The organism is Pseudoxanthomonas fibrivorans, from assembly GCF_041464125.1.
Classification (GTDB): Bacteria; Pseudomonadota; Gammaproteobacteria; order Xanthomonadales; family Xanthomonadaceae; genus Pseudoxanthomonas.
On sequence record NZ_JBGNUG010000001.1, the window covers coordinates 1,640,733 to 1,660,233 of the forward strand.

10 protein-coding genes and 2 tRNA genes are annotated in these 19,501 nt (G+C 71.1%); 7 read left to right on the forward strand and 5 right to left on the reverse strand.

Annotated features, from left to right (window positions below; translation table 11 throughout):
• Positions 1-10 precede the first annotated feature (10 nt).
• From ACA089_RS07645 to ACA089_RS07670, 6 genes are read left to right on the forward strand one after another with little or no spacing between them, the layout of a single operon-like run.
• A complete protein-coding gene (locus tag ACA089_RS07645; protein WP_372015282.1) occupies positions 11-379 on the forward strand; it encodes a GPW/gp25 family protein in 369 nt (122 codons plus the stop codon).
• Positions 376-2,976, forward strand: a complete 2,601-nt coding sequence (locus ACA089_RS07650) for a putative baseplate assembly protein (protein ID WP_372015285.1) — start codon at positions 376-378, stop codon at positions 2,974-2,976. The genes ACA089_RS07645 and ACA089_RS07650 overlap by 4 nt, the downstream gene beginning before the upstream one ends.
• The gene (locus ACA089_RS07655; RefSeq protein WP_372015288.1) at positions 2,973-5,588 is read left to right on the forward strand and encodes a putative baseplate assembly protein; all 2,616 of its coding nucleotides are present in this window, start codon (positions 2,973-2,975) and stop codon (positions 5,586-5,588) included. Before ACA089_RS07650 ends, ACA089_RS07655 begins: the two co-directional genes overlap by 4 nt.
• Positions 5,585-7,699 (forward strand): hypothetical protein, encoded by a 2,115-nt coding sequence (locus tag ACA089_RS07660; RefSeq protein WP_372015291.1) that lies wholly within the window; start codon positions 5,585-5,587, stop codon positions 7,697-7,699. Before ACA089_RS07655 ends, ACA089_RS07660 begins: the two co-directional genes overlap by 4 nt.
• Positions 7,700-7,711: 12 nt before the next feature.
• Positions 7,712-10,903, forward strand: a complete 3,192-nt coding sequence (locus ACA089_RS07665; protein WP_372015294.1) for a DUF6519 domain-containing protein — start codon at positions 7,712-7,714, stop codon at positions 10,901-10,903.
• Positions 10,904-10,918: 15 nt separating this feature from the next.
• Positions 10,919-11,428 carry a hypothetical protein gene (locus ACA089_RS07670; RefSeq protein ID WP_372015296.1) on the forward strand — a complete coding sequence of 170 codons (510 nt, stop codon included), beginning with the start codon at positions 10,919-10,921 and terminating at the stop codon, positions 11,426-11,428.
• Positions 11,429-11,636: 208 nt separating this feature from the next.
• Here ACA089_RS07670 and ACA089_RS07675 read toward each other — a convergent pair.
• Both ACA089_RS07675 and uvrB read right to left on the reverse strand, forming a co-directional pair.
• Positions 11,637-11,711: transfer RNA gene (locus tag ACA089_RS07675), tRNA-Val, on the reverse strand.
• Positions 11,712-11,789: 78 nt separating this feature from the next.
• A complete protein-coding gene (gene uvrB / locus ACA089_RS07680; protein WP_372015299.1) occupies positions 11,790-13,811 on the reverse strand; it encodes an excinuclease ABC subunit UvrB in 2,022 nt (673 codons plus the stop codon).
• A gap of 207 nt (positions 13,812-14,018) precedes the next feature.
• Between uvrB and ACA089_RS07685 the strand changes: the two genes are divergently transcribed.
• Entirely contained in the window at positions 14,019-14,558 is a 540-nt protein-coding gene (locus ACA089_RS07685) for a GspH/FimT family pseudopilin (RefSeq protein WP_372015302.1), read from the forward strand.
• A gap of 69 nt (positions 14,559-14,627) precedes the next feature.
• On the opposite strand, the gene ACA089_RS07690 is transcribed toward ACA089_RS07685, so the two are convergent.
• The 3 genes from ACA089_RS07690 to ACA089_RS07700 all read right to left on the reverse strand — a co-directional run bounded on the left by ACA089_RS07690 (position 14,628) and on the right by ACA089_RS07700 (position 19,489).
• Positions 14,628-14,704 (reverse strand) — tRNA-Asn (locus ACA089_RS07690).
• A gap of 77 nt (positions 14,705-14,781) precedes the next feature.
• The gene (locus ACA089_RS07695) at positions 14,782-15,210 is read right to left on the reverse strand and encodes a type IV pilin protein (RefSeq protein WP_372015305.1); all 429 of its coding nucleotides are present in this window, start codon (positions 15,208-15,210) and stop codon (positions 14,782-14,784) included.
• Entirely contained in the window at positions 15,200-19,489 is a 4,290-nt protein-coding gene (locus ACA089_RS07700) for a pilus assembly protein (protein ID WP_372015308.1), read from the reverse strand. Before ACA089_RS07700 ends, ACA089_RS07695 begins: the two co-directional genes overlap by 11 nt.
• Positions 19,490-19,501: the final 12 nt, after the last annotated feature.

Below are 19,501 nucleotides of genomic sequence, written 5' to 3' on the forward strand. Positions count from 1 at the left end.
AGGGACGACCATGGACCACCTCGACTTTCCCTACCACTTCGACGGGCGCGGCCGCACCGCCGGCACCGGCGATGCCGCCCATGTGCGCGACCTGATCGAGCAGGTCCTGCTGACCGCGCCGGGCGAGCGGGTGATGCGGCCGGACTTCGGCAGCGGCCTGCTGCAGCTGGTGTTCGAACCGAACAGCGCGCCGGTGGCCGCGGCCACGCAGATGCTGGTCCAGGCCTCGCTGCAGCAGCACCTGGCGCACCTGCTCGCCGTGCGCCAGGTGCGGGTCGACAACATCGACGGCACCCTGCTCGTCGGCATCGACTACCAGCTGCTGCGCGACGGCAGCGAGCAGCAGGCCACGGTCCGGCTTCCCGGAGGTGGCCCATGAAGTTCCACTGCTGCGACCCGCGCCGGCTCGAGGTGCTGCGCCGCTTCGGCAGCGACAACGCGATCGACTTCGTCGAGGTGCTGGACCGCGCCGCGCCCCCGGGCGTGCCGCGCCAGCGCACGCTGTTCGTGCGCCTGCTGCGCGACGTGCCCGCCGGCACCGACGCCCTGGCCCCCGACAACCTCCGCATCGACGGCGGCGAACGCATCCGCCGGATCGGCGTCGCCTGGTGCGCGGCCGCCGACGCGTTGCCGGCGGACGCCGAGCCCGGGCTGGTCGACGGCGTGGACGATCTCCAGCGCACGCTGGTGGTGCGTACCGACGGCGAGGGCGACTTCTCGCGCTATACCCTTGCCCTGGTCGCCAACCCGGGCAGCGACGCACCGCCGCCGGGCTTCGATCCGCGCCTCTCGCACGTGGAATTCTCGTTCAAGGTCGAATGCCCGTCCGACTTCGATTGCGCGCAGCCGCAGGCGTGCCCGCCGGCACCGGCCGGGCAGCCGAACATCGACTACCTGGCGAAGGACTACCCCGGCTTCCGGCGCCTGATGCTGGACCGGCTCAGCCTGCTCGCGCCGGGCTGGACCGAGCGCTCCGCCGCCGACGTCGGCATCGCCCTGGTCGAACTGCTGGCCTATGCCGCCGACAACCTGTCGTACCGCCAGGATGCGGTGGCCAACGAAGCCTACCTGTCCACCGCGCGCCGCCGCCCCTCGGTGCGGCGCCACGCCCGGCTGGTCGACTACCGGATGCACGACGGCTGCAACGCGCGCGCGTGGGTGCAGGTACGCGTGGCCGCCGGCGGCGGCGCGCTGGTCCTGGCCCGGGGCACGCCGTTGCTGAGCCGCGTCGCCGGGACACCGGCGGTGGTGGCCCGCGGATCGCGCGCCGAACGCGAGGCAATGGCCACGGATCCGGTCGTGTTCGAAACCGCCCGGCGCGCGGAGCTGCACGAGGCGTGCAACGAGTTGCACTTCCACGCCTGGGGCGACCTCGGCTGCTGCCTGCCGCGCGGGACCACGACGGCCACGCTGGTCGGGCATCCACCGCTGCGCGCGGGCGACGTGCTGGTGCTGTGCGAGGTGCGCAGCCCGACCACCGGCAACCCGGCCGACGCGGACCGCGCGCGGCGCTGGGCCGTGCGCCTGACCGAGGTGGAAGCAACGCAGGACCCTTGCGGTCGCCTGTTCGAGGATCCGCCGGTCGACGCACCGCTGGACGTGACCCGCATCGCCTGGGATGGCGCCGACGCGCTGCCCTGGCCGCTGTGCCTGGGCGTGGCCGAACGCCCGGGCGAGATCATCAGCCTGGCGCTGGGCAACATCGTGCTGGCCGACCATGGCCGCAGCCTCGACGGCGAGAAGCTGCCCGTGGTGTCGGATGCCTTCCGCCGCCAGGCGGTCGCACCCGGCGTGGCCGGATGCCACTGCGACAGCGTACCGGCGTCCCCGGTGCCGGTGCGCTACCGGCCGACGCTGGCCGGACGCCCCCTGACCCAGGGTTTCGACCTCGACGGACTGCTGTCCGCCCTGCCCGGTTCGACCGCCGCGCCGTTCTGGCCGGCCAGCCTGCTGCTTCCGCTCGATGCGCGCCACGCGCTGCCGCGCATCGCGCTGCACGGCATCGACAGCGTCGGGGAACGGTCGTGGCTGCCGCAGCGCGACCTGCTCGGCAGCGGGCCCGGCGACGCGCATTTCGTCGTCGAAACCGAACACGACGGCCTGGCCCGGCTGCGCTTCGGCGACGACCGCCACGGCGAACGGCCCAATCCCGGCACGGCGTTCACCGCGCGCTACCGCGTCGGCAATGGCAGTGCCGGCAACATCGGCGCCGATGCGCTGGCGCACCTGGTGTTCGACCGCGACCTCTACGATGACCCGCTCGACGTGCCGGATCCAGACCAGATCGCCGGCGTGCGCAATCCGCTGCCCGCCTGCGGCGGGACCGATCCCGAAGACGTGGAGGCCGTGCGGCGCGACGCGCCATGGGCGTTCCGGACCCAGGAGCGCGCGGTCACCGCCGCCGACTACGCCGAGGCGGGCGAGCGCAGCGCGGAGGTGGCGCACGCCGCCGCCACGTTCCGCTGGACCGGCAGCTGGCACACGGTTTTCGTCAGCGCCGACCGTCCCGGCGGCGTCGGGGTCGACGATGCGTTCGAGGCCCGCCTGCGCCGGCATCTCGAGCGCTTCCGCATGGCCGGGTACGACCTCGAAGTCGATTCACCGCGTCCGGTTCCGCTCGACATCGCCCTGCACCTGTGCGTCGAGCCCGGCCACTTCCGCAGCGACGTGGTCGCCGCGGTCGGGCGCGTGCTCGATGCGCACCTGCACGCGGACGGCAGCCGCGGGCTGTTCCACCCGGACAACTTCAGCTTCGGCGACCCGGTCTACCTCAGCGCCGTGGTCGCCGCGGCCCAGGCGGTGGAAGGCGTCGGCTCGGTTCGCGTGGACCGCTTCCGGCGCATGGACGACGGCGGCAACGCCGCGCTCGAGGCGGGCGTGGTGCGCATCGGCCGCCTGGAGATCGCGCAGCTGGCCAACAACCCCAACTTCCGCGAACGCGGCCGGCTCGTACTGTCGGCAGGAGGCGGCCAATGACCCCGCTTGTCCCTGATGCCAAGGCCCGGATCGAACCGCCAGCGCCCGGCGGCGAAGCCTGCGGCTGCTGCGAAGGCATCGATGCCGGTACCCCGCAGGCCCACGTCAACCGGCACGGCCTGTCGGCCGTCGGCTACCGCATCGGCCAGCACGCCGACGTCCGCGCCAGCCTGCTGGCGGGGCTGTCGGATTCGCGGTTCGCGCCGCTGGACCGGCTGCTGACCCGGGATGCGGACGACTTCACCATCGGCCTGGTCGACGCCTTCGCCTGTGCCGCCGACGTGCTCGGCTTCTACCAGGAGCGCATCGCCAACGAATCATGGCTGCGCACCGCCGGCGAACGCGTATCGCTGCAGGAGATGGCACGCCTGGTCGGCTACCGGTTGCGGCCGGGGGTCGCCGCCGAGACGGCGCTGGCCTTCGCACTGGAGCCGCCGCGCCAGCCTCCCGCCGCCGCGGCCAAGGATCCCGGCGCCTTCGTCACCGGCATCCCGGAACAGGTGCTGCTCGAAGCCGGGCTCAAGGTCATGAGCGTACCCGGCCCCGGGGAGAAGCCGCAGACCTTCGAAACCGTGGAGACGATCGCCGCGCGGCCCGAGTGGAACGCGATGCGTCCGTGGCTGTCGGGGACCCGCGCACCGGCGCTGCACGATACTGGCACCTGGCTGCAGGGCGTGCGGACCGGGCTGAAACCGGGCGACGCGCTGTTGATCGTCGGCGCCGAGTTCGACGCGGATACCTCCAGCAACCGCTGGGACTTCCGCATCCTGTCCACGGTCACCGCGCATGCGGACCAGGACCGCACGTACGTGGCATGGAAGCGCGGGCTCGGGTCGCTTGCGCCGGCGATGAACCCGGCCGCGGCCGGACTGCGGGTATTCGCGCTGCGCCAGCGCGCCTCGGTGTTCGGCCACAACGCGCCGATGTGGCGGACCCTGCCGCGTGAATTCCGCAGCCAGTACAGCGCGAGCCATGTCGACGACGGGCAGTGGCCCGGCTTCGTGGTGTCCACCGCCGGCAGCGGCTACGTCGACCTGGACAATGCCTACGCGTCGGTCGTGCCGGGCGGTTATGCGGTGCTCGCGATCGGGCAGTACGACTATCCCGCGGAACCGGCGCCGGCGGGCACCTACGTGGAGCTGTACCGGATCAGCCAGGTCGCCGACGTATCGCGCGACGAGTTCGCCCTGTCCGGCAAATCGACGCGGCTGAGGCTGTCCGGCGCCAACCACGCCCTGTTCGCCGGCCAGGTGCGCGGCACCCGGGTATTCATCCAGTCCGAAGAACTGGCACTGGCGCCGTATCCGGTCGAAACGTCCGTCCAGGACGACGAGATCCCGGTCGCGGTGGCAGCGGACGGCCTGGACGCCGGGCGCCGGATCGTGGTCCAGGGCACCGCGCTGGATGGCAGCGCCGTGGTCCACGAAGCCGTGCTGGCGGGTCCGGCGCGGACCGATGCGCAAGGCGCCAGGCTCGACATCGCGCCGCCGCTGCCGAAGCCGCTGAAGCGCGACACCGTCGTGGTCGCGGCGAACGTCGCCCGGGCACGCCATGGCGAAACCGTCGCCCAGGTGCTCGGCTCCGGCGACGCCAGCCAGGCCCACCAGCGCTTCGAGCTCAAGCAGCTGCCGCTGAGCTTCCGCGCCGCGCCGACCGACCTCGGCGCCGCCAGCGAACTTTCCGTCCGCGTCGGCGGCGTGGAATGGAAGGAGCGAGCCACCTTGTACGGCAGCGCACCGGGCGACCGCGTGTTCACCCTGCAGACCGACGAGGCCGGACGCGAATGGGTGCACTTCGGCGATGGCCGCCGCGGCGCCCGCCTGCCCAGCGGCAGCAACAACCTGCGGGCGAGCTACCGCAAGGGGATCGGCCGCGACGGCAACGTGCGCGCGCAGACCCTCACCCAGCCGGTGACCCGGCCGCTGGGCCTCAAGGGCGTGGCCAATCCGGCGCCGGCGCTGGGCGGCACCGACCCGGAGAGCGCCGGACAGGCGCGTGAGTCGCTCCCGCTGACGACGCGCACGCTGGGCCGGGCGGTGTCGCTGCTCGACTACGAGGACTTCGCCCGCGCGTCCGCCGGCATCGCCAAGGCCCAGGCCGCGGTGCTGCGCCTCGGCCACGGCCCGGTGATCGGGATCACCGTCGCCGGCCAGGACGGCGCACCGATCACGCCGGACAGCGCGCTCTGGACCCACCTGCGCGACGCGCTGCTGGCGCACGGCGATCCGCGGGTGGAGCTGCGCCTGCTGGGCTACCAGGCCGGCACGTTCCGCCTGGGAATGAAGGTCAAGTGCGATCCCGACCACGAGGCGGCAACGGTGCTCGCCGCGGTCGAAGCCGCCTTGCGCGACGCGTTCTCCTTCGCCCGCCGCGAGCTCGGCCAGCCCGTGCAGCAGTCCGAGGTGGTCGCGGTCGTCCATTCCGTGCCCGGAGTGCGGGCCGTCGACCTCGACCTCCTCTACGGCGGCAGTGTCCCCTACGCGCAGACGCTGCCGTCGCGGCAGGTGCGCCTGCTCGCCTCGCGCATGCACGTGGCCGGCGCCACGCCCAAGCCCTCGGAACTGCTGATCCTGCATCCCGGCCCGCTGCAGCACCTGGAGGTGATGCCATGAGCCTCGATGCCGAACGCCTGTACGCGCTGCTGCCGGCGATCCTGCGCCAGCGCGACGTCGAGCAGGGCCGGCCGCTGCAGGCGCTGCTGGCGCTGTTCGCGCGCGAGCTGGAGGGGCTGGAAGAGGACGTCGAACAGCTCTACGACGACCAGTTCATCGAAACCTGCGCCGACTGGGTCGCCCCCTACATCGGCGACCTGATCGGCTATCGCCCGTTGCGCGGCGCCAGCCCGGCGGTGTCCTCGCCACGCGCCGAAGTGGCCAACACCATCGCCTACCGCCGGCGCAAAGGCACGGCGCTGATGCTGGAGCAGCTGGCGCGCGACCTGACCGCCTGGCCTGCGCACGTGGCCGAGTTCTTCGAGCAGCTGGCGACGACCCAGTACATGAAGCACCTGCGCCCGCATGCGCTGGCCAGCGCCGACCTGCGCTCGCAGGCGGCGATGCGCGGCCTGGGCGGCGCCTTCAACACGGTCGCGCATACCGTCGAGGTACGCCGGCCCGCGCGCGGCGCGCGCAGCGGCGGCGGGCGCTACAACATCCCCAACGTCGGCATCTTCCTGTGGCGGCTGCTGCCGTTGCGCCTCAGCGGGGTGACGCTGACGCCCCACCCCGGGGACGCCTCCGGCACGCGGTTCCGGCTCAATCCGCTGGGCGCGGACCTGGCCTTGTTCCGCACGCCGCGCAACGAGGAATCGATCGCCACGCTGAGCGGGCCGGCGCACGTGCCCGGGCCGCTGGGCGTGCGCGCGATGGCCGCGGCCGTGCGCGCCGCCAACGCACCCGGCGCCTCCGCCGAGGCGCAACGCGATGACGGCTACGGCCCCGGCGAAAGCCTGGTGTTCCTGCGGCCGGGCGCGCAGCCCGGACGCTGGGACCCGGTGCCGGCCGGAGAGATCGTGATCGCCGACCTGCGCGACGTGGGCGGCGGCGACTGGAACCACCAGGATGCGGTCCCGGCCGATCGCATCGCCGTCGATCCGGAACGCGGCCGCGTGGTGCTCGGCGCCGGCGTCGACCCGCAGCTGCGCGCGAGCTTCCATTACGGTTCCGCCCGCGCGATCGGCGGCGGCGAGTACGAGCGCACGCCCGCAGGCGAGCGCCTGGCCGTCCAGGTCACGGCGCGGGAGGCGGAGGCCCTGCAGCCGCACCTCGATGCGATCCGCGGCGGCGGGCGCCTGCTGGTCGGAGACAGCCGGACCTACGCCGGCGCCTTGGCGTTCGGGGTCGATCCGCAGGTGGATCCGCAGGCGCCGGGCCGGGAAGTGGTCGTCGCCGCGGCGAACGGCGCGCGACCGCTGCTGGCCGCCACCGGCGACATGGCGCTCGACATCGGCGCGCGCGGGCGGCTGGTCCTGGAAGGGCTGGTGGTCTCCGGTGGCGCCCTGGTCCTGGCCGCCGCCGCGGACGACGAGCCGCGCGAACTGGTCCTGCGCCACTGCACCCTGGTGCCGGGGCTGGCGCTCGATCCGGACGGCCGTGCGGTCTCCCCGGGCGCGCCGAGCCTGGTCATCGCGCACCCGTTCGCGAAACTCACGCTCGAGCACTGCATCGTCGGCGCGCTGCAGGTCGCCGACGGCGCCGAGGTACGCATCGTCGACAGCGTCGTCGATGCCGGCGCACCCACGTCGCCCGCGTACGCCGGCGCCACCGCCGGCATGCCCGGTGGCACGCTGGCCATCCACGACAGCAGCGTGGTGGGCAAGCTGCACGCGAAGGTCGTCGAGCTGGCGTCGGACTGCATCTTTCATGCGGCGCGTGCGGCGGCCGATCCTTGGCCCGCGCCGGTGTGGGCGCAGCGCACGCAGCAGGGCTGCGTCCGCTTCTGCTGGCTGCCCGCCGATTCGATCGTCCCGCGCCGGCACCGCTGCCTGCCCGATGCGGGACACCGCGACGCGCGCCCGCACTTCGCGTCGCTGCGCTACGGCCATCCGGCCTACATGCAGTTGCGCGCCAGCACCGCGCGGGAAATCCGGCACGGCGCCAGCGACGAAGGCGAGATGGGCGTCATGCACGCTCTGTCGCAACCGCAGCGCGAAGCCAACCTGCGCATCCGCCTCGATGAATACCTGCGTTACGGACTGGGCGCAGGCGTTTTCCACGTCACCTGATGGGGTTCCGCCATGGCCACTGATCTCTCGCGCATCCGCCACGACCCGCTGCTCGACTGGGCCGGCGTGCAACTCAAGCAGGGCGGCGTCCTGCTCGACGCCGACGCCAACGAACTCGTCGCCGTGCTCGACCGGCGCCTGCGCGCACTGGCCGGCGATGTGCTCGGCCGGAGCACCGTCTCGCAGACGACCCCCGACGCGTTCCGTATCGTCCCCACGGGCGGCGGCGACCTCGACATCGGTCGTGGCCGCCTGTACGTGGACGGCCTGCTCGCCGAGAACCATGGCGGCGGAGCCGCCGCGTTCGATTCCCTGCTGGCCGAGCCGCGTCGCGCCGATCCGGTGCGTTACAGCGCCCAGCCCTATCTTCCCCAGCCACCGCCGCTGCCTACCGCCGGCCGCCACCTCGTGTACCTGGATGTATGGCAGCGTGAAGTCACCGCGCTCGAGGCGCCGGGGCTGGTGGAGAGCGCGGTCGGCGTCGACGCCAGCTCGCGCCTGCAGACGGTGTGGCAGGTACGCGTGCTGGACGCCGATGCCGGCGCGGCTTCGAGCTGCGCGACGCCCGACGGCGAGCTGCCGGGGTGGGCGGAGGTCATCGCACCGAGCGGAGGACGGCTGACCACCGGCACGTTCGAGGTGCCTTCGGTGCAGGACCCGTGCGAACTTCCGCCGACCGGGGGCTACCGCGGCCTGGAGAACCAGCTCTACCGCGTCGAGATCCACGACCCCGGCCTGCCCGGCGCGGGCGCGACCTTCAAGTGGTCGCGCGAGAACGCCAGCGTCGGCGCACGCGTCGCCAATGTGGTGTCGGCGACGGAACTGGAACTGGACAGCCTGGGACGCGACGACGTGCTCGGCTTCGCCGATGGCGACTGGGTGGAGGTCCTCGACGACGCGCGCGAGCTGTCCGGCCTACCCGGCGAGATGCGCCGCATCGACATTCCCGACCCGAGCAACCGCCGGATCGGCTTCGCGCCCGCGTTGCCCGCGGCCCTGGCCGCGGGCACCGGCCTGCGGGTGCGCCGCTGGGACCAGAAGGGCCGCGTGTTCCGCGCCGGCGCGGGCGGCACCACCGTCCAGGTACAGGACCTCGACGCACCCGCGTCCACCGGCGTGATCGCCGTTCCGGCCGCCGGGACCGAGCTGCTGCTCGAGAACGGCGTCACGGTGTCGTTCTCGAACATCGGCGCTGCCGGGTTCCGTCGCGGCGACTGGTGGGTGTTCGCCGCGCGCACCGCGGACGCCTCGGTCGAGGAACTGCAGGCCGCGCCGCCGCGTGGCATCCACCACCACTACGCGCGCCTGGGCATCTGGGATGTCGGCACCGGCATCACCGATTGCCGGCAGCCGTGGCCTCCCTCGGGCGGCGACGACTGCGGTTGCACGCAGTGCGTCAGCGCCGAGGACCACAACAGCGGGCGCCTGACCATCCAGACCGCGGTCGACCGGCTGCGCGACACCGGCGGCACGGTCTGCCTGAAGCCGGGCAACTACCTGCTCACGGCGCCGGTGCTGATCGCCGGCGGCCGCTCGATCGCGATCCGCGGGCAGGGCAGCGCCACCGTGATCACCGCGCCCGGCACCGCCTTCCGCGTCGAGTCCGCGATGGCGGTCGCGATCGAGAAGCTGGCGGTGCTGTCGCTGGGGCGGGAGTCGGCGATCGAAGCGCGCACTGTGCTCGGCCTGGCCCTGCGCGAGCTGCTCGTGTTCGTGTTCCAGAACAGCGACCTGCGCAACGCGGCCATCTCGCTGGGTGGGCTGTGCGCGGGCGTGACCATCCGCGACAACCTGATCCTGGCGAGCGACGGCATCCGCACGGACACCGGGCAGCGCGGCGACGCCCCCGCGCTCGCCCTGCTCGCCGCGCTGGAGATCGAGCACAACGTGCTGTCCTGCCAGCGCCGCGGCATCGCCCTGGACGGCCCGGTCGCGTGGCTGTGGGACAACCGCATCGCCGCCAACCAGCTGCTGAACTGCCGCAACGGCGGCGTGCTCGCCGGGGGCCTGGCCGTGCCGGCGGCCTCGCTGCATGTCGTCGACAACAACCTGGGCCTGCAGGGCAGCGGCATCACCTGCGCCCTGGGCGGCGCATGGATATCGGGCAACAAGCTGGTTTTCCAGAACACCGACAACCGCACCGGCATCTTCGACGGCATCGCGCTCACCGCCGGGCTCAACCCGGCCGGCGTCGAGCAGGTCCACGTGCTGGCCAACCAGGTGGAAGGCTTCACCGGTACCGGAATCGCCGTGCGGGCTCCGGTCCGCGACCTGGTCGTCAAGCTCAACATCGTCAGCCGGTGCGGCAACGGAATCGTCATGGAGGAGGACGCCGAATCCGATTCCGCCAGCATCGAGAACAACCACGTGCGGGGGATCCTCGGCACCGCCGATGCGTCCGGTGCGGGCATCGCCGCGGGCATCTCGCTGCTGCGCACCGCCAGCGCCACGGTGGCCGGCAACCAGGTGCACGAGATCGGCACCGGCGGCCAGCTGCAGGCGCTGTGGGCCGGCATCGCCGCCTCCGGCGTGGTGCGCACGCGCATCGCCGGCAACGAGGTCAGCCGGATCGGTCCGGCCGTGCGCGCCGCGGGCCGCGCGGTCGGCATCCTCGTGCGCACGCCGTTCGAGCAGACCGAAATCGCCGGCAACAGCGTGCGCCGCGACGATGAAACCCAGCCGGACGAGTCGATGTGGTACGCGCTGGTGGTGCAGGATGGCCGCCGCGCGCCCGCCAACACGCTTACCAACCGCGCCGCCGGCTCCGTGGCCCATGCCACCGGCATGACCACGGTCGGGCTCGATGACCGCCGCACGCTGGTGATCACCGGGACCCGCGCCTACATCGCCAGCGCGAAGCCGGGGCTGGCCGCCGCCGCGGCGGCCGCAGGCTCGGTCGCGCTGGTCAACGGCAACAGCCTGTCCGCGCGCGGCAGCGTGCCGGCGGTCGAGCTGCAGCTGGGCGCGGAAGTGATGTTCAGCAGCAACCGCTGCGAGCTCGCCGGGTCCGGCCGGGTGCCGGGGGTGGCGATCCTGGCGCCGCTGCTGGTGTTCTCGTCGAACCGGGTCGCCTGCGCCGGCGACGTCGGCGCGACGCTGACCGCCGGCGCCGCGACGGTGCTCGGCAACGCGACCACGTCGCCGATCCGGCTCAACAACGCGCCGCTCGCGGCACCCTGGAATGCATTGAACGTCGCCGGCTGAGAAGGAGCAAACGCCATGCGCATTTTCGTGATCAAGCAGGACACCGACCTGAAAGGCATCGGGGAAGCCGTGCTGAAGAAAGCCGGTACGCCCGCGCGCGCCTCCCTGGACCGGATCAGGACGCTCAACCCGCACCTGGACGAGAACCGCGTCGCCGCGGGCACCGTGGTCCTGCTGCCGGACACCCCGGAGTTCGCCGCCGACGGGACCGATGCGGTCGCCGCTTCCGGCTTCGACGGATTCCAGCGCGACATGGCCGCATCGCTTCGCGCAGCCGGCGTACAGCTGCGCGAAGGCCTGGCCCGGCGCGAAGAGCACGACAAGGAAGTCGCCAAGGCGGTCAAGAGCGCCGCCATCACCCGGCTTGCGGCCGATGACGCCGAGCTGCGCGGCCACCTCGAAGGGGTCGGCAAGCAAGCGGACGCCCGCGCCAGGCAATCGAAGCAGGCCAGCGGCGAGTTCGCGGCGCTGGAGAAGGCGCTCGCCGCGGAGCTGAAGAAACTGGGCGGCCTGGCCGGCATCTGACCCGGGTCCGTGGCGCGCTCACGGACCCTGCGAAGGAGCCGTCCCGGCGGTGACCCGACCCGACCGGACCTGGAATCGGCGGAGAGATGTCCGCACAACGGCGCCGTTCCGAACGCATCCGTGCCGCGCGGCGCCATCCCGGGGCCGGCCCACCGGACCGCAGAAACACGAAAGGCCCCGAAGGGCCTTGTGAATCCACCAGTTACGGTGGTGGGCGGTACAGGGTTCGAACCTGTGACCCCTACCATGTCAAGGTAGTGCTCTACCGCTGAGCTAACCGCCCGGATGCTGCATCCCGCGCGGATTGCCCGCGACAGGGCGCGCATTCTACCCCGCCGCCGGGCCCGGCCACAACCGGCCCTCAACCCAGGCTGGCTTCCTTCAGCTTCCGGATCTGGTCGCGGATCCGCGCGGCGTCCTCGAACTCCAGGTCGCGGGCGTGCTGGTACATGCGCTGCTCCAGTTCCTGGATGCGGGCCGCGGCCTTGGCGGGGTCCATGACCGCGTAGTCGGCGGCCGCCTCGGCCACCTGCCGGGCCTTGCCGCGGCCGGCCTTGCCCCTGCCCTCGCCGGGCTCGGCGCGGGCCCCCTCCATCACGTCCATGATCGGCCGCACCACCTGCCGCGGCACGATCCCGTGGGCGGCGTTGTGTTCTTCCTGCTTCTCGCGGCGGCGGGTCGTCTCCTCGATCGCCGCCTGCATCGAACGGGTGATCGTGTCGGCGTAGAGGATCGCGGTGCCGCGAAGGTTGCGCGCGGCGCGGCCGATGGTCTGGATCAGCGATCCGGTCGAACGCAGGAAGCCTTCCTTGTCGGCGTCGAGGATCGCCACCAGCGACACCTCGGGCATGTCCAGGCCTTCGCGCAGCAGGTTGATGCCGACCAGCACGTCGAACTTGCCCAGGCGCAGGTCGCGGATGATCTCCACCCGCTCCACCGTGTCCACGTCCGAGTGCAGGTAGCGCACGCGGATGCCGTGCTCGGACAGGTAGTCGGTCAGGTTCTCGGCCATGCGCTTGGTCAGGGTGGTGACCAGCACGCGGTCGCCGTCGGCCACGCGCAGGTTGATCTCCGACATCAGGTCGTCGACCTGGGTGGCCACCGGTCGGATCTCCACCTTCGGATCGACCAGGCCGGTCGGGCGGACCACCAGCTCGACCACCTGGTCGGCGGCCTCGCGCTTCTCGTACGGGCCGGGCGTGGCCGAGACGTAGATCGAACGCGGCGCGCGCGCTTCCCACTCCTCGAACTTCAGCGGCCGGTTGTCCAGCGCCGACGGCAGCCGGAAGCCGAACTCCACCAGCGTCTCCTTGCGCGAGCGGTCGCCCTTGTACATCGCGCCGATCTGCGGGATGGTCACGTGCGATTCGTCCACCACCAGCAGCGCGTCCGCCGGCAGGTAGTCGAACAGGGTCGGCGGCGGCTCGCCGGGGGCCTTGCCGGTCAGGTGCCGCGAGTAGTTCTCGATGCCCGAGCAGTAGCCGACCTCGGCCATCATCTCCAGGTCGAACTGGGTGCGCTGCGCCAGGCGCTGGGCCTCGACCAGCTTGTTCTGCGCGTACAGCTGCTCCAGCCGCTCCTTCAGCTCGACCTTGATCGTCTCGATCGCCGAAAGCACCCGCTCGCGCGTGGTCGCGTAGTGGGTTTTCGGATAGATCGTGTAGCGCGGCAGCTTGCGCAGGACCTCGCCGGTCAGCGGGTCGAACAGGGCGATGTTCTCGATCTCGCCGTCGAACAGTTCGATCCGCACCGCTTCGGCGTCGCTTTCGGCCGGGTGCACGTCGATCACCTCGCCGCGCACGCGGAAGGTGCCGCGCTGCAGCTCGTACTCGTTGCGGGTGTACTGCAGCTGGGTCAGGTGGCGCAGCAGGTCGCGCTGGTCCAGGCGCTCGCCGCGCGAGAGGATCAGGCGCAGCGACAGGTAGTCCTCGGGCGCGCCCAGGCCGTAGATCGCCGAAACCGTCCCCACCACCAGCGCATCCGGCCGCGACAGCAGCGCCTTGGTCGCCGCCAGCCGCATCTGTTCGATGTGGTCGTTGATCGAGCTGTCCTTCTCGATGAAGGTATCGGTCGAGGGGACGTAGGCCTCGGGCTGGTAATAGTCGTAGTAGCTGACGAAGTACTCGACCGCGTTGTGGGGGAAGAACGCCTTGAACTCTCCGTACAGCTGCGCGGCCAGGGTCTTGTTCGGCGCCATCACCAGGGTCGGCTTCTGCACCGCCTGGACCACGTTGGCGATGGTGTAGGTCTTGCCCGAGCCGGTCACGCCGAGCAGCACCTGCCGGGCGAGGCCCGCCTCGAAGCCCTCGATCAGCTTCTCGATGGCCTGCGGCTGGTCGCCGGCGGGGGCATACGGGGATACCAGCTCGAAACGCTCGCTCATCCGCGGGGCGCCGTCTTGGGGGACTGGCCAGTATAGACAGCCGGTGCGTGCAGGCCGCGGATGCGCCAGCGCCCCGGGCCCCCGGTTGGCCGCTGGAGTCCGCCGTTCGAGGCGAGCCGATTTCCTACGCGCGGCGCCGGATATCGCCGATTACCCGCGGCATCGGCCCGGGCGATCCTGCATGCCCCGAGCGAAAAGGATTCGCCCATGCGCAAGGACGCGCCGGGACCCGAAACAGGCTTCACCCTCCTCGAGCTCTCGCTGTGCCTGGCCGTGGCCAGCGTGCTGGCGGTGCTGGCCGTCCCCGAGCTGCAGCGCATGACCCAGCGGTACCGGGCCGGCGCGGCGATGCACCTGCTGGCCACGGACCTGGCCCTGGCCCGCAACGCGGCGGTCAGCCGCGGGGTGCCGGTCACGCTGTGCCCGTCGCGGGGCGACGGCCGCTGCCGCGACACCCCGGACTGGAGCGCGGGATGGCTGGTCTACCGCGACCCGCAGCGGGCCGCCCAGCCGGCGTCGGCCGGGGACATCCTCCAGGACGTCCGCCAGCCGCTGCATGCCTCGGTACGCGTGGCGGCCTCCGCCGGACGGCTGCGCGTGCGCTACCAGCCGCAGGGTTTCAGCCCGGGCAGCAACCTGACCCTGCGTGTCTGCGCCGCGATGCGCCTGCAGGGCGAAGTGGTGGTCAACAACGCCGGGCGGCCACGCAGCCGGCGGGTCGACGGGCGCGTGGACTGCCCGTTCTGAGGACAACGGGCGCGCGGCCATGCCCCGGAAAGCACAAAGGCCGCTTTCGCGGCCTAAGTGCTTGAATCATGGCGCCCGAAGTTGGACTCGAACCAACGACCCCCTGATTAACAGTCAAGTGCTCTAACCGGCTGAGCTATTCGGGCGGGGCGCACATTGTAGGGGCAGTCCTCGGCCCTCGGCAAGCGCGCCGCGCCCGAGCTGCGGCATCGAGCGGCCTTGGCTACCAGCAGTCGGCCACGGAGCCCGAACCGCTGGCCGTGCGCGCACCCTGGGCATTGATCGACAGCGTGCCGCACTTGCTGTCGCGTTGCTGGGTACCGATCGGGGTCGCGGTGAGCGTGAAGGCCTTGGCGCCGGGCGTGCCGTTGAAGGCGATCGTGTAGAAACTGTCGAGGTCGGCGCCGCACTGTGCCGGATTGGGCGCGCCGGCGTAGCTGAGCTGGGTCGTGTAGTAGCGCTCCATGAAGTGCGCGCGCTCCTGCAGGCAGGTCGCGGCCGCCGCGCGGCGCGACCTCAGCACGTAGCTGTCGTAGCTGGCGTTGGCGATCGCCGCCAGGATCGCCACGATCGCCACGACGATCAGCAGCTCGACCAGGGTGAAACCGCCCGCCGCCCGGGACGGGCGACGGCGCATCGGATCAGTTCGCATTGAGCAGCTCCCTCCAGGAGACGCGCTTGACGTTGGCGGCACCCGCGCTGGTCTTCATCTTGGCGTAGGTGCCGTTGTCCAGGCTGGTGTACATGTACGACCCCAGGAAGATCGGGTTGTTCGGGCCGCTGTCGTAGCCCACTCCCGAGTACGGGGTACCGGTCGATCCGCCGTAATAGTCGCCGCTGTCGCCGACCGTGCCGGAATTGTTCATGTCGAAGAACGCGTTGCCCAGCCGCCCGCCGGTGAACGGGTCGATCGCCATGGTGAAGCCCTTGCCGGTCGGCGAACACGGGTCGTTCGAATCCGGGAAGCGGGTGGTGCCGACCAGCGCCATGCCCTGGAAGAAGTTGGGCACGACCATGCGCTCGCCCCGGGCGGTCGCGGTGCCGGCGGCCTCCTCCGGGGACTGCAGGTCGATGTACCAGCCATCGGTACCCGGCGCGGCGACCTTCTCGATGACGCGGCCAACGCTGTCCTGGTACTGGATGCTCACGTCCCTGAGGTTGGATTCGGTCACCAGTTCGTCGCGGTCGATGATGCCGTACCACGTCTGCACGACCTGGTTCGACGCGGTGCTGGTGTCGGTCATGCTCAGGTAGCGGCCGGTGCCGAAGAACAGCCAGGTATCCGGCGGGCTGTACGGGTTGCGCGCCGCCAGCGGGGCGGCGGTGATCGGCTGCCCGGTGCGGGTCTGGTAGAGCTTGGTGGCGTCGCCCGCCGCCAGGTCGAACTTCCACATCGCGCCGCTCATGTCGCCGGCATAAACGGTATCGAAGTTGCCGTCCGGGGTGCTCGGGATCGTCGTCCCGTACGCATCCCATACGTTGACCGGGGAGAGGCCGTTGTTCGGGGAGCCGATGTTGGTGTTGACGGTGCCGTCATTGGCGCCGGTCATCACATCCAGCGCGATGAGCGCGGAGGTACCGGCCGTGCTGTTGGGACCGTTGCCCAGGAACACGCGCCAGTCGCCGGTGGCGACCTTGGCGATGATCGGGCGGCCCAGGCTGTTGCCCAGCAGCGTGCCGATGGCCGCATCGGCCGCGGTCTTCTCCCAGAGCAGGACCGGGCTCGCCGGGTCGGTCACGTCCAGCGCGAACACGGTCTTGCCACCGCGCCCCATGGTCCCGACCAGCACCGTCTTCCAGGTGGAGCCGTCCTTGACGTCGGCGACGGTCAGCTCGCCGTCCACCGAATAGGCGTGGTCGTACTCCGGGTCCCAGTACGGATACTTGTTGGTGGAGGCGTCCAGCTGCTTCAGCACCGACATCGCCTCGGTCGGCATGAAGGCGAACAGCTCCTTACCGCAGTCGGCCCCGGTGGCCGTGCACGCGACCGAGGCATCCGGCGCCTTGAACGCATGCAGCATGCCGTCGTTCGCGCCGACATAGACGACCGGCGTGCGCGATGCGCGCGCGGTGGCGAAGGTGGCATAGCTGGTGTCGGTGGCGTAGAGGTTGGCGTTCGGCTTGCCGACGTACACCGGGGTCGAGTTGATGATGTCGCCGAGCATGCCACGGCGGTTGCGGAACTCGCGGGTGCTTCCGGTCGTCGTCGACTGGCGCTCGTTGGTGCGGTCGCCGAGCACGTACTTGAGCTGGTTGTCGGTGAGCGTCGACAGGCCGCCGGGCTTGACCAGGGTCGGGCTGGCCAGGACGTTGCCGCTCCAGTTGCTGATGAAGTTCGCCAGGCTGCCGCCGTTGTTGTAGAAGATCTTGCGCTGGGTGTAGTCCAAGGTCGTGGCCGAGGCGTTGACCTTCACGTCGCCGGCGGCCTGGCCCATCCAGTCCGAGGCATCCCAGCGGTCGGTCAGCGTGCCGTTGGTGGTGTCCACGTCGCTCGAGGTGAGCCGGCCGCCCCAGCCGTTGGAGATGTACTTGGCCTGGTAGGTGCGCGAACCGGTTTCCAGCTTGGTGGTGTTGCTGGCGAACGAGCCGCCGGAACCGCTGATGTCGTCGGCGATCCGCTGGAACGCCGAGTTCAGGCCGCGGATCATCGCCTCGCCGTTGTTGGCCAGGTACATGTTGTTCGGCAGGCGGAAGTCGCCCGTGCCGCCCAGCCCGGTCTGGGCGCCGGCGTTCTGGGTGGCCGTGGTCCAGGTGGAACGGTTGGCGTCGAACCAGGCAACCGTCTGCCGGGTCGCGTTGCCGTCCGCGTCGTAGGAGTCCTGCGGGATGGTGTAGCCGCCGTAGCGCGTGGCCAGGTAGTACTGGTTGGTGGTGGCGCCCTTGAGGTCGTTCAGCTCGACCACGTCCACCCAGTACGTGCTCACGGACTGGCCCTTGCGGCGGGTCGGGTTGGTATTGAGGGTGGTGTTGGGGACGTCGGGGCGGATGTCGGTGACGTGCGCCCAGTACGCCAGCGCGGACAGCCGCAGGCGCGAAGAGTCGCCCAGGCCCATGTAGCCCAGCCACTCCGAGACGAAGTTGGCGGAGATGTCGCCGTTGCCGGTGTGGTTGGAATCCTCGTTGTGGGTCGCGGTGTCGCCGATGCCCAGCAGCACGTTGGTCTGGCACTGGTAGAGGATCGGATCCGCCTCCACGCCCTCGCCGTCCTCCCATTCGGTGCCGGTGTTCGCACCGGTCTTGTACCAGTCGTTGATCACCGGCAGGCCATCGGCGTTCTGGTAGTTGGTCAGGCCGGACGACGGCAGGTTGCTGTAGGACGCGACGTTGCCGACGCCGCGCAGGTAGCGAAGCGCGGTGTAGAACATCTCGCCGACGTTGTCGTACGACTTGAGTTCGGCCGCACCGGTGTCGATCTGTCCGAAGCGGTTGAGGTAGTTGATGACGCCGCTGTACCGGACCTGGCATCCGCTCCCATCGGGCGCGTTGTTGCAGGCGCCAACGCGGGTGGACGTCGAGCTGCTGTCGTCGCTGTCCGGATCGTTGATGAACATGCCGGTGGCCGGGTCCCACTCGGGGTTGTCGATCCCCGAGATGCGGGTGCGATCCGGATACGGGCTTTCGGTGCCGGCCTGCTCGGCCGCCGTCACCGGGCCGATCAGCTTCTGGCGCGCGCGCATCACGCCGCCGTTGCGGTTCTGGCCGCTCTCGGTCAGGTAGGAGAACAGGCTGTAGCGGGTCTTCTTCGAATTCTGCTGGAGCAGGCCCTCGGGCTTGTAGTTGCTGCCGTAGCGCACGCAGAAATTGCGCGTGTCGAGGGTGCCGTCGCAGACCTTGACGCGCATGCTCAGCGCGTAGAGCTGGTTGCGGCCGTAGGTCGTGTGCTGGTAGCGCGTCTGGTTGACCCGGTCGACCGCGCCGCCCGTGTAGTTGCTGTTGGTGTAGCAGCGGTTGTTGCTGCTGCGGAGGAACGGATGGCTCGCCGGGCAGGCCAGGACGGACGTGGTGGTGCACCCGGTCTCGTTCGGGGCACACGGCGTGCTGTCGGTCACCGTGGTGTTGTCGGCATTGGCCAGCGTGTGGAAGGTCGGGTTGTACGGCAGCGCGGTCACGGCGCCACCGGCCGGAACCTGGCCGCCATTGCCGACCGGCCGGGCCAAGGCGGTGGTACCCAGCGAACCGTCGTTGTCGACGAGGGTGAACCACATCTGGCTGCGCAGGCCGCCGATGCGGGTGGTCATCCATGCGGTGGCGGCGGGCGTGGCGCCGGCGACGCTCGCCGCGCTGTTGAGGCGGCGCAGCGGGGTGTAGTTGCTGCTCAGGCGGTCGGAGTTCGCCTTCTCCAGGTAGGTGACCCCCGGCATCTCGCTGGTGCTCTTGGTCACGCTGGAGCCGCCCGAACCGGTGATCGTGACCGTCGGCGGCGTACCGTCGACCGGCCGATGCACGCGGTAGCCGCCCGTCAACGCCAGGCGGAACGTGTCGATCGCCTGCATGCCCGTCCAGTTGAGGAAGTTGCCGCTCCACAGCTTCTGGCTGGGCGTGCCGCCGGTCAGGCCGGAACAGCTGCGGCTGACGGCGGCCACCACCGGGTAGAAATAGCGGTTGAGCTCGGTCGCGTCGTAGTTGTAGGCATAGCAGAGGTCGGGATTGAAATAGCCTGCGTAGGCGGTCGCGGTCGAATAGTTCGCGCTGCCCTTGCCCACGCCGGGCTGGTTGGCGTGGGTGACCACGGTCGGCCACTCCACCGACGGGACCAGCACCATGTTGCCCGGCACGGTCTTGGTCACGGTCGGCGGCTTGTTGTCGATGACCACGCCGGACATCGCCGACAGGGAGCTGAGGCCGGCGAGCAGGCCGACGGCGAAGGCGGACAGCCGGCTGCCGATGCGTCGCCGGTCGGCGCGCGCGGGAGCGGCGGTGTGGGTGTTCATGGCAGTGTCCCC

What these genes read in the sequence shown, in the direction of transcription:
- uvrB (WP_372015299.1), bottom strand. Translation starts at nt 13,811, where the DNA reads ATGAGCGAGCGTTTCGAGCTGGTATCCCCGTATGCCCCCGCCGGCGAC.
- ACA089_RS07670 (WP_372015296.1), top strand. Translation starts at nt 10,919, where the DNA reads ATGCGCATTTTCGTGATCAAGCAGGACACCGACCTGAAAGGCATCGGG.
- ACA089_RS07700 (WP_372015308.1), bottom strand. Translation starts at nt 19,489, where the DNA reads ATGAACACCCACACCGCCGCTCCCGCGCGCGCCGACCGGCGACGCATC.
- ACA089_RS07695 (WP_372015305.1), bottom strand. Translation starts at nt 15,210, where the DNA reads ATGCGAACTGATCCGATGCGCCGTCGCCCGTCCCGGGCGGCGGGCGGT.
- ACA089_RS07665 (WP_372015294.1), top strand. Translation starts at nt 7,712, where the DNA reads ATGGCCACTGATCTCTCGCGCATCCGCCACGACCCGCTGCTCGACTGG.
- ACA089_RS07645 (WP_372015282.1), top strand. Translation starts at nt 11, where the DNA reads ATGGACCACCTCGACTTTCCCTACCACTTCGACGGGCGCGGCCGCACC.
- ACA089_RS07650 (WP_372015285.1), top strand. Translation starts at nt 376, where the DNA reads ATGAAGTTCCACTGCTGCGACCCGCGCCGGCTCGAGGTGCTGCGCCGC.
- ACA089_RS07685 (WP_372015302.1), top strand. Translation starts at nt 14,019, where the DNA reads ATGCGCAAGGACGCGCCGGGACCCGAAACAGGCTTCACCCTCCTCGAG.
- ACA089_RS07660 (WP_372015291.1), top strand. Translation starts at nt 5,585, where the DNA reads ATGAGCCTCGATGCCGAACGCCTGTACGCGCTGCTGCCGGCGATCCTG.
- ACA089_RS07655 (WP_372015288.1), top strand. Translation starts at nt 2,973, where the DNA reads ATGACCCCGCTTGTCCCTGATGCCAAGGCCCGGATCGAACCGCCAGCG.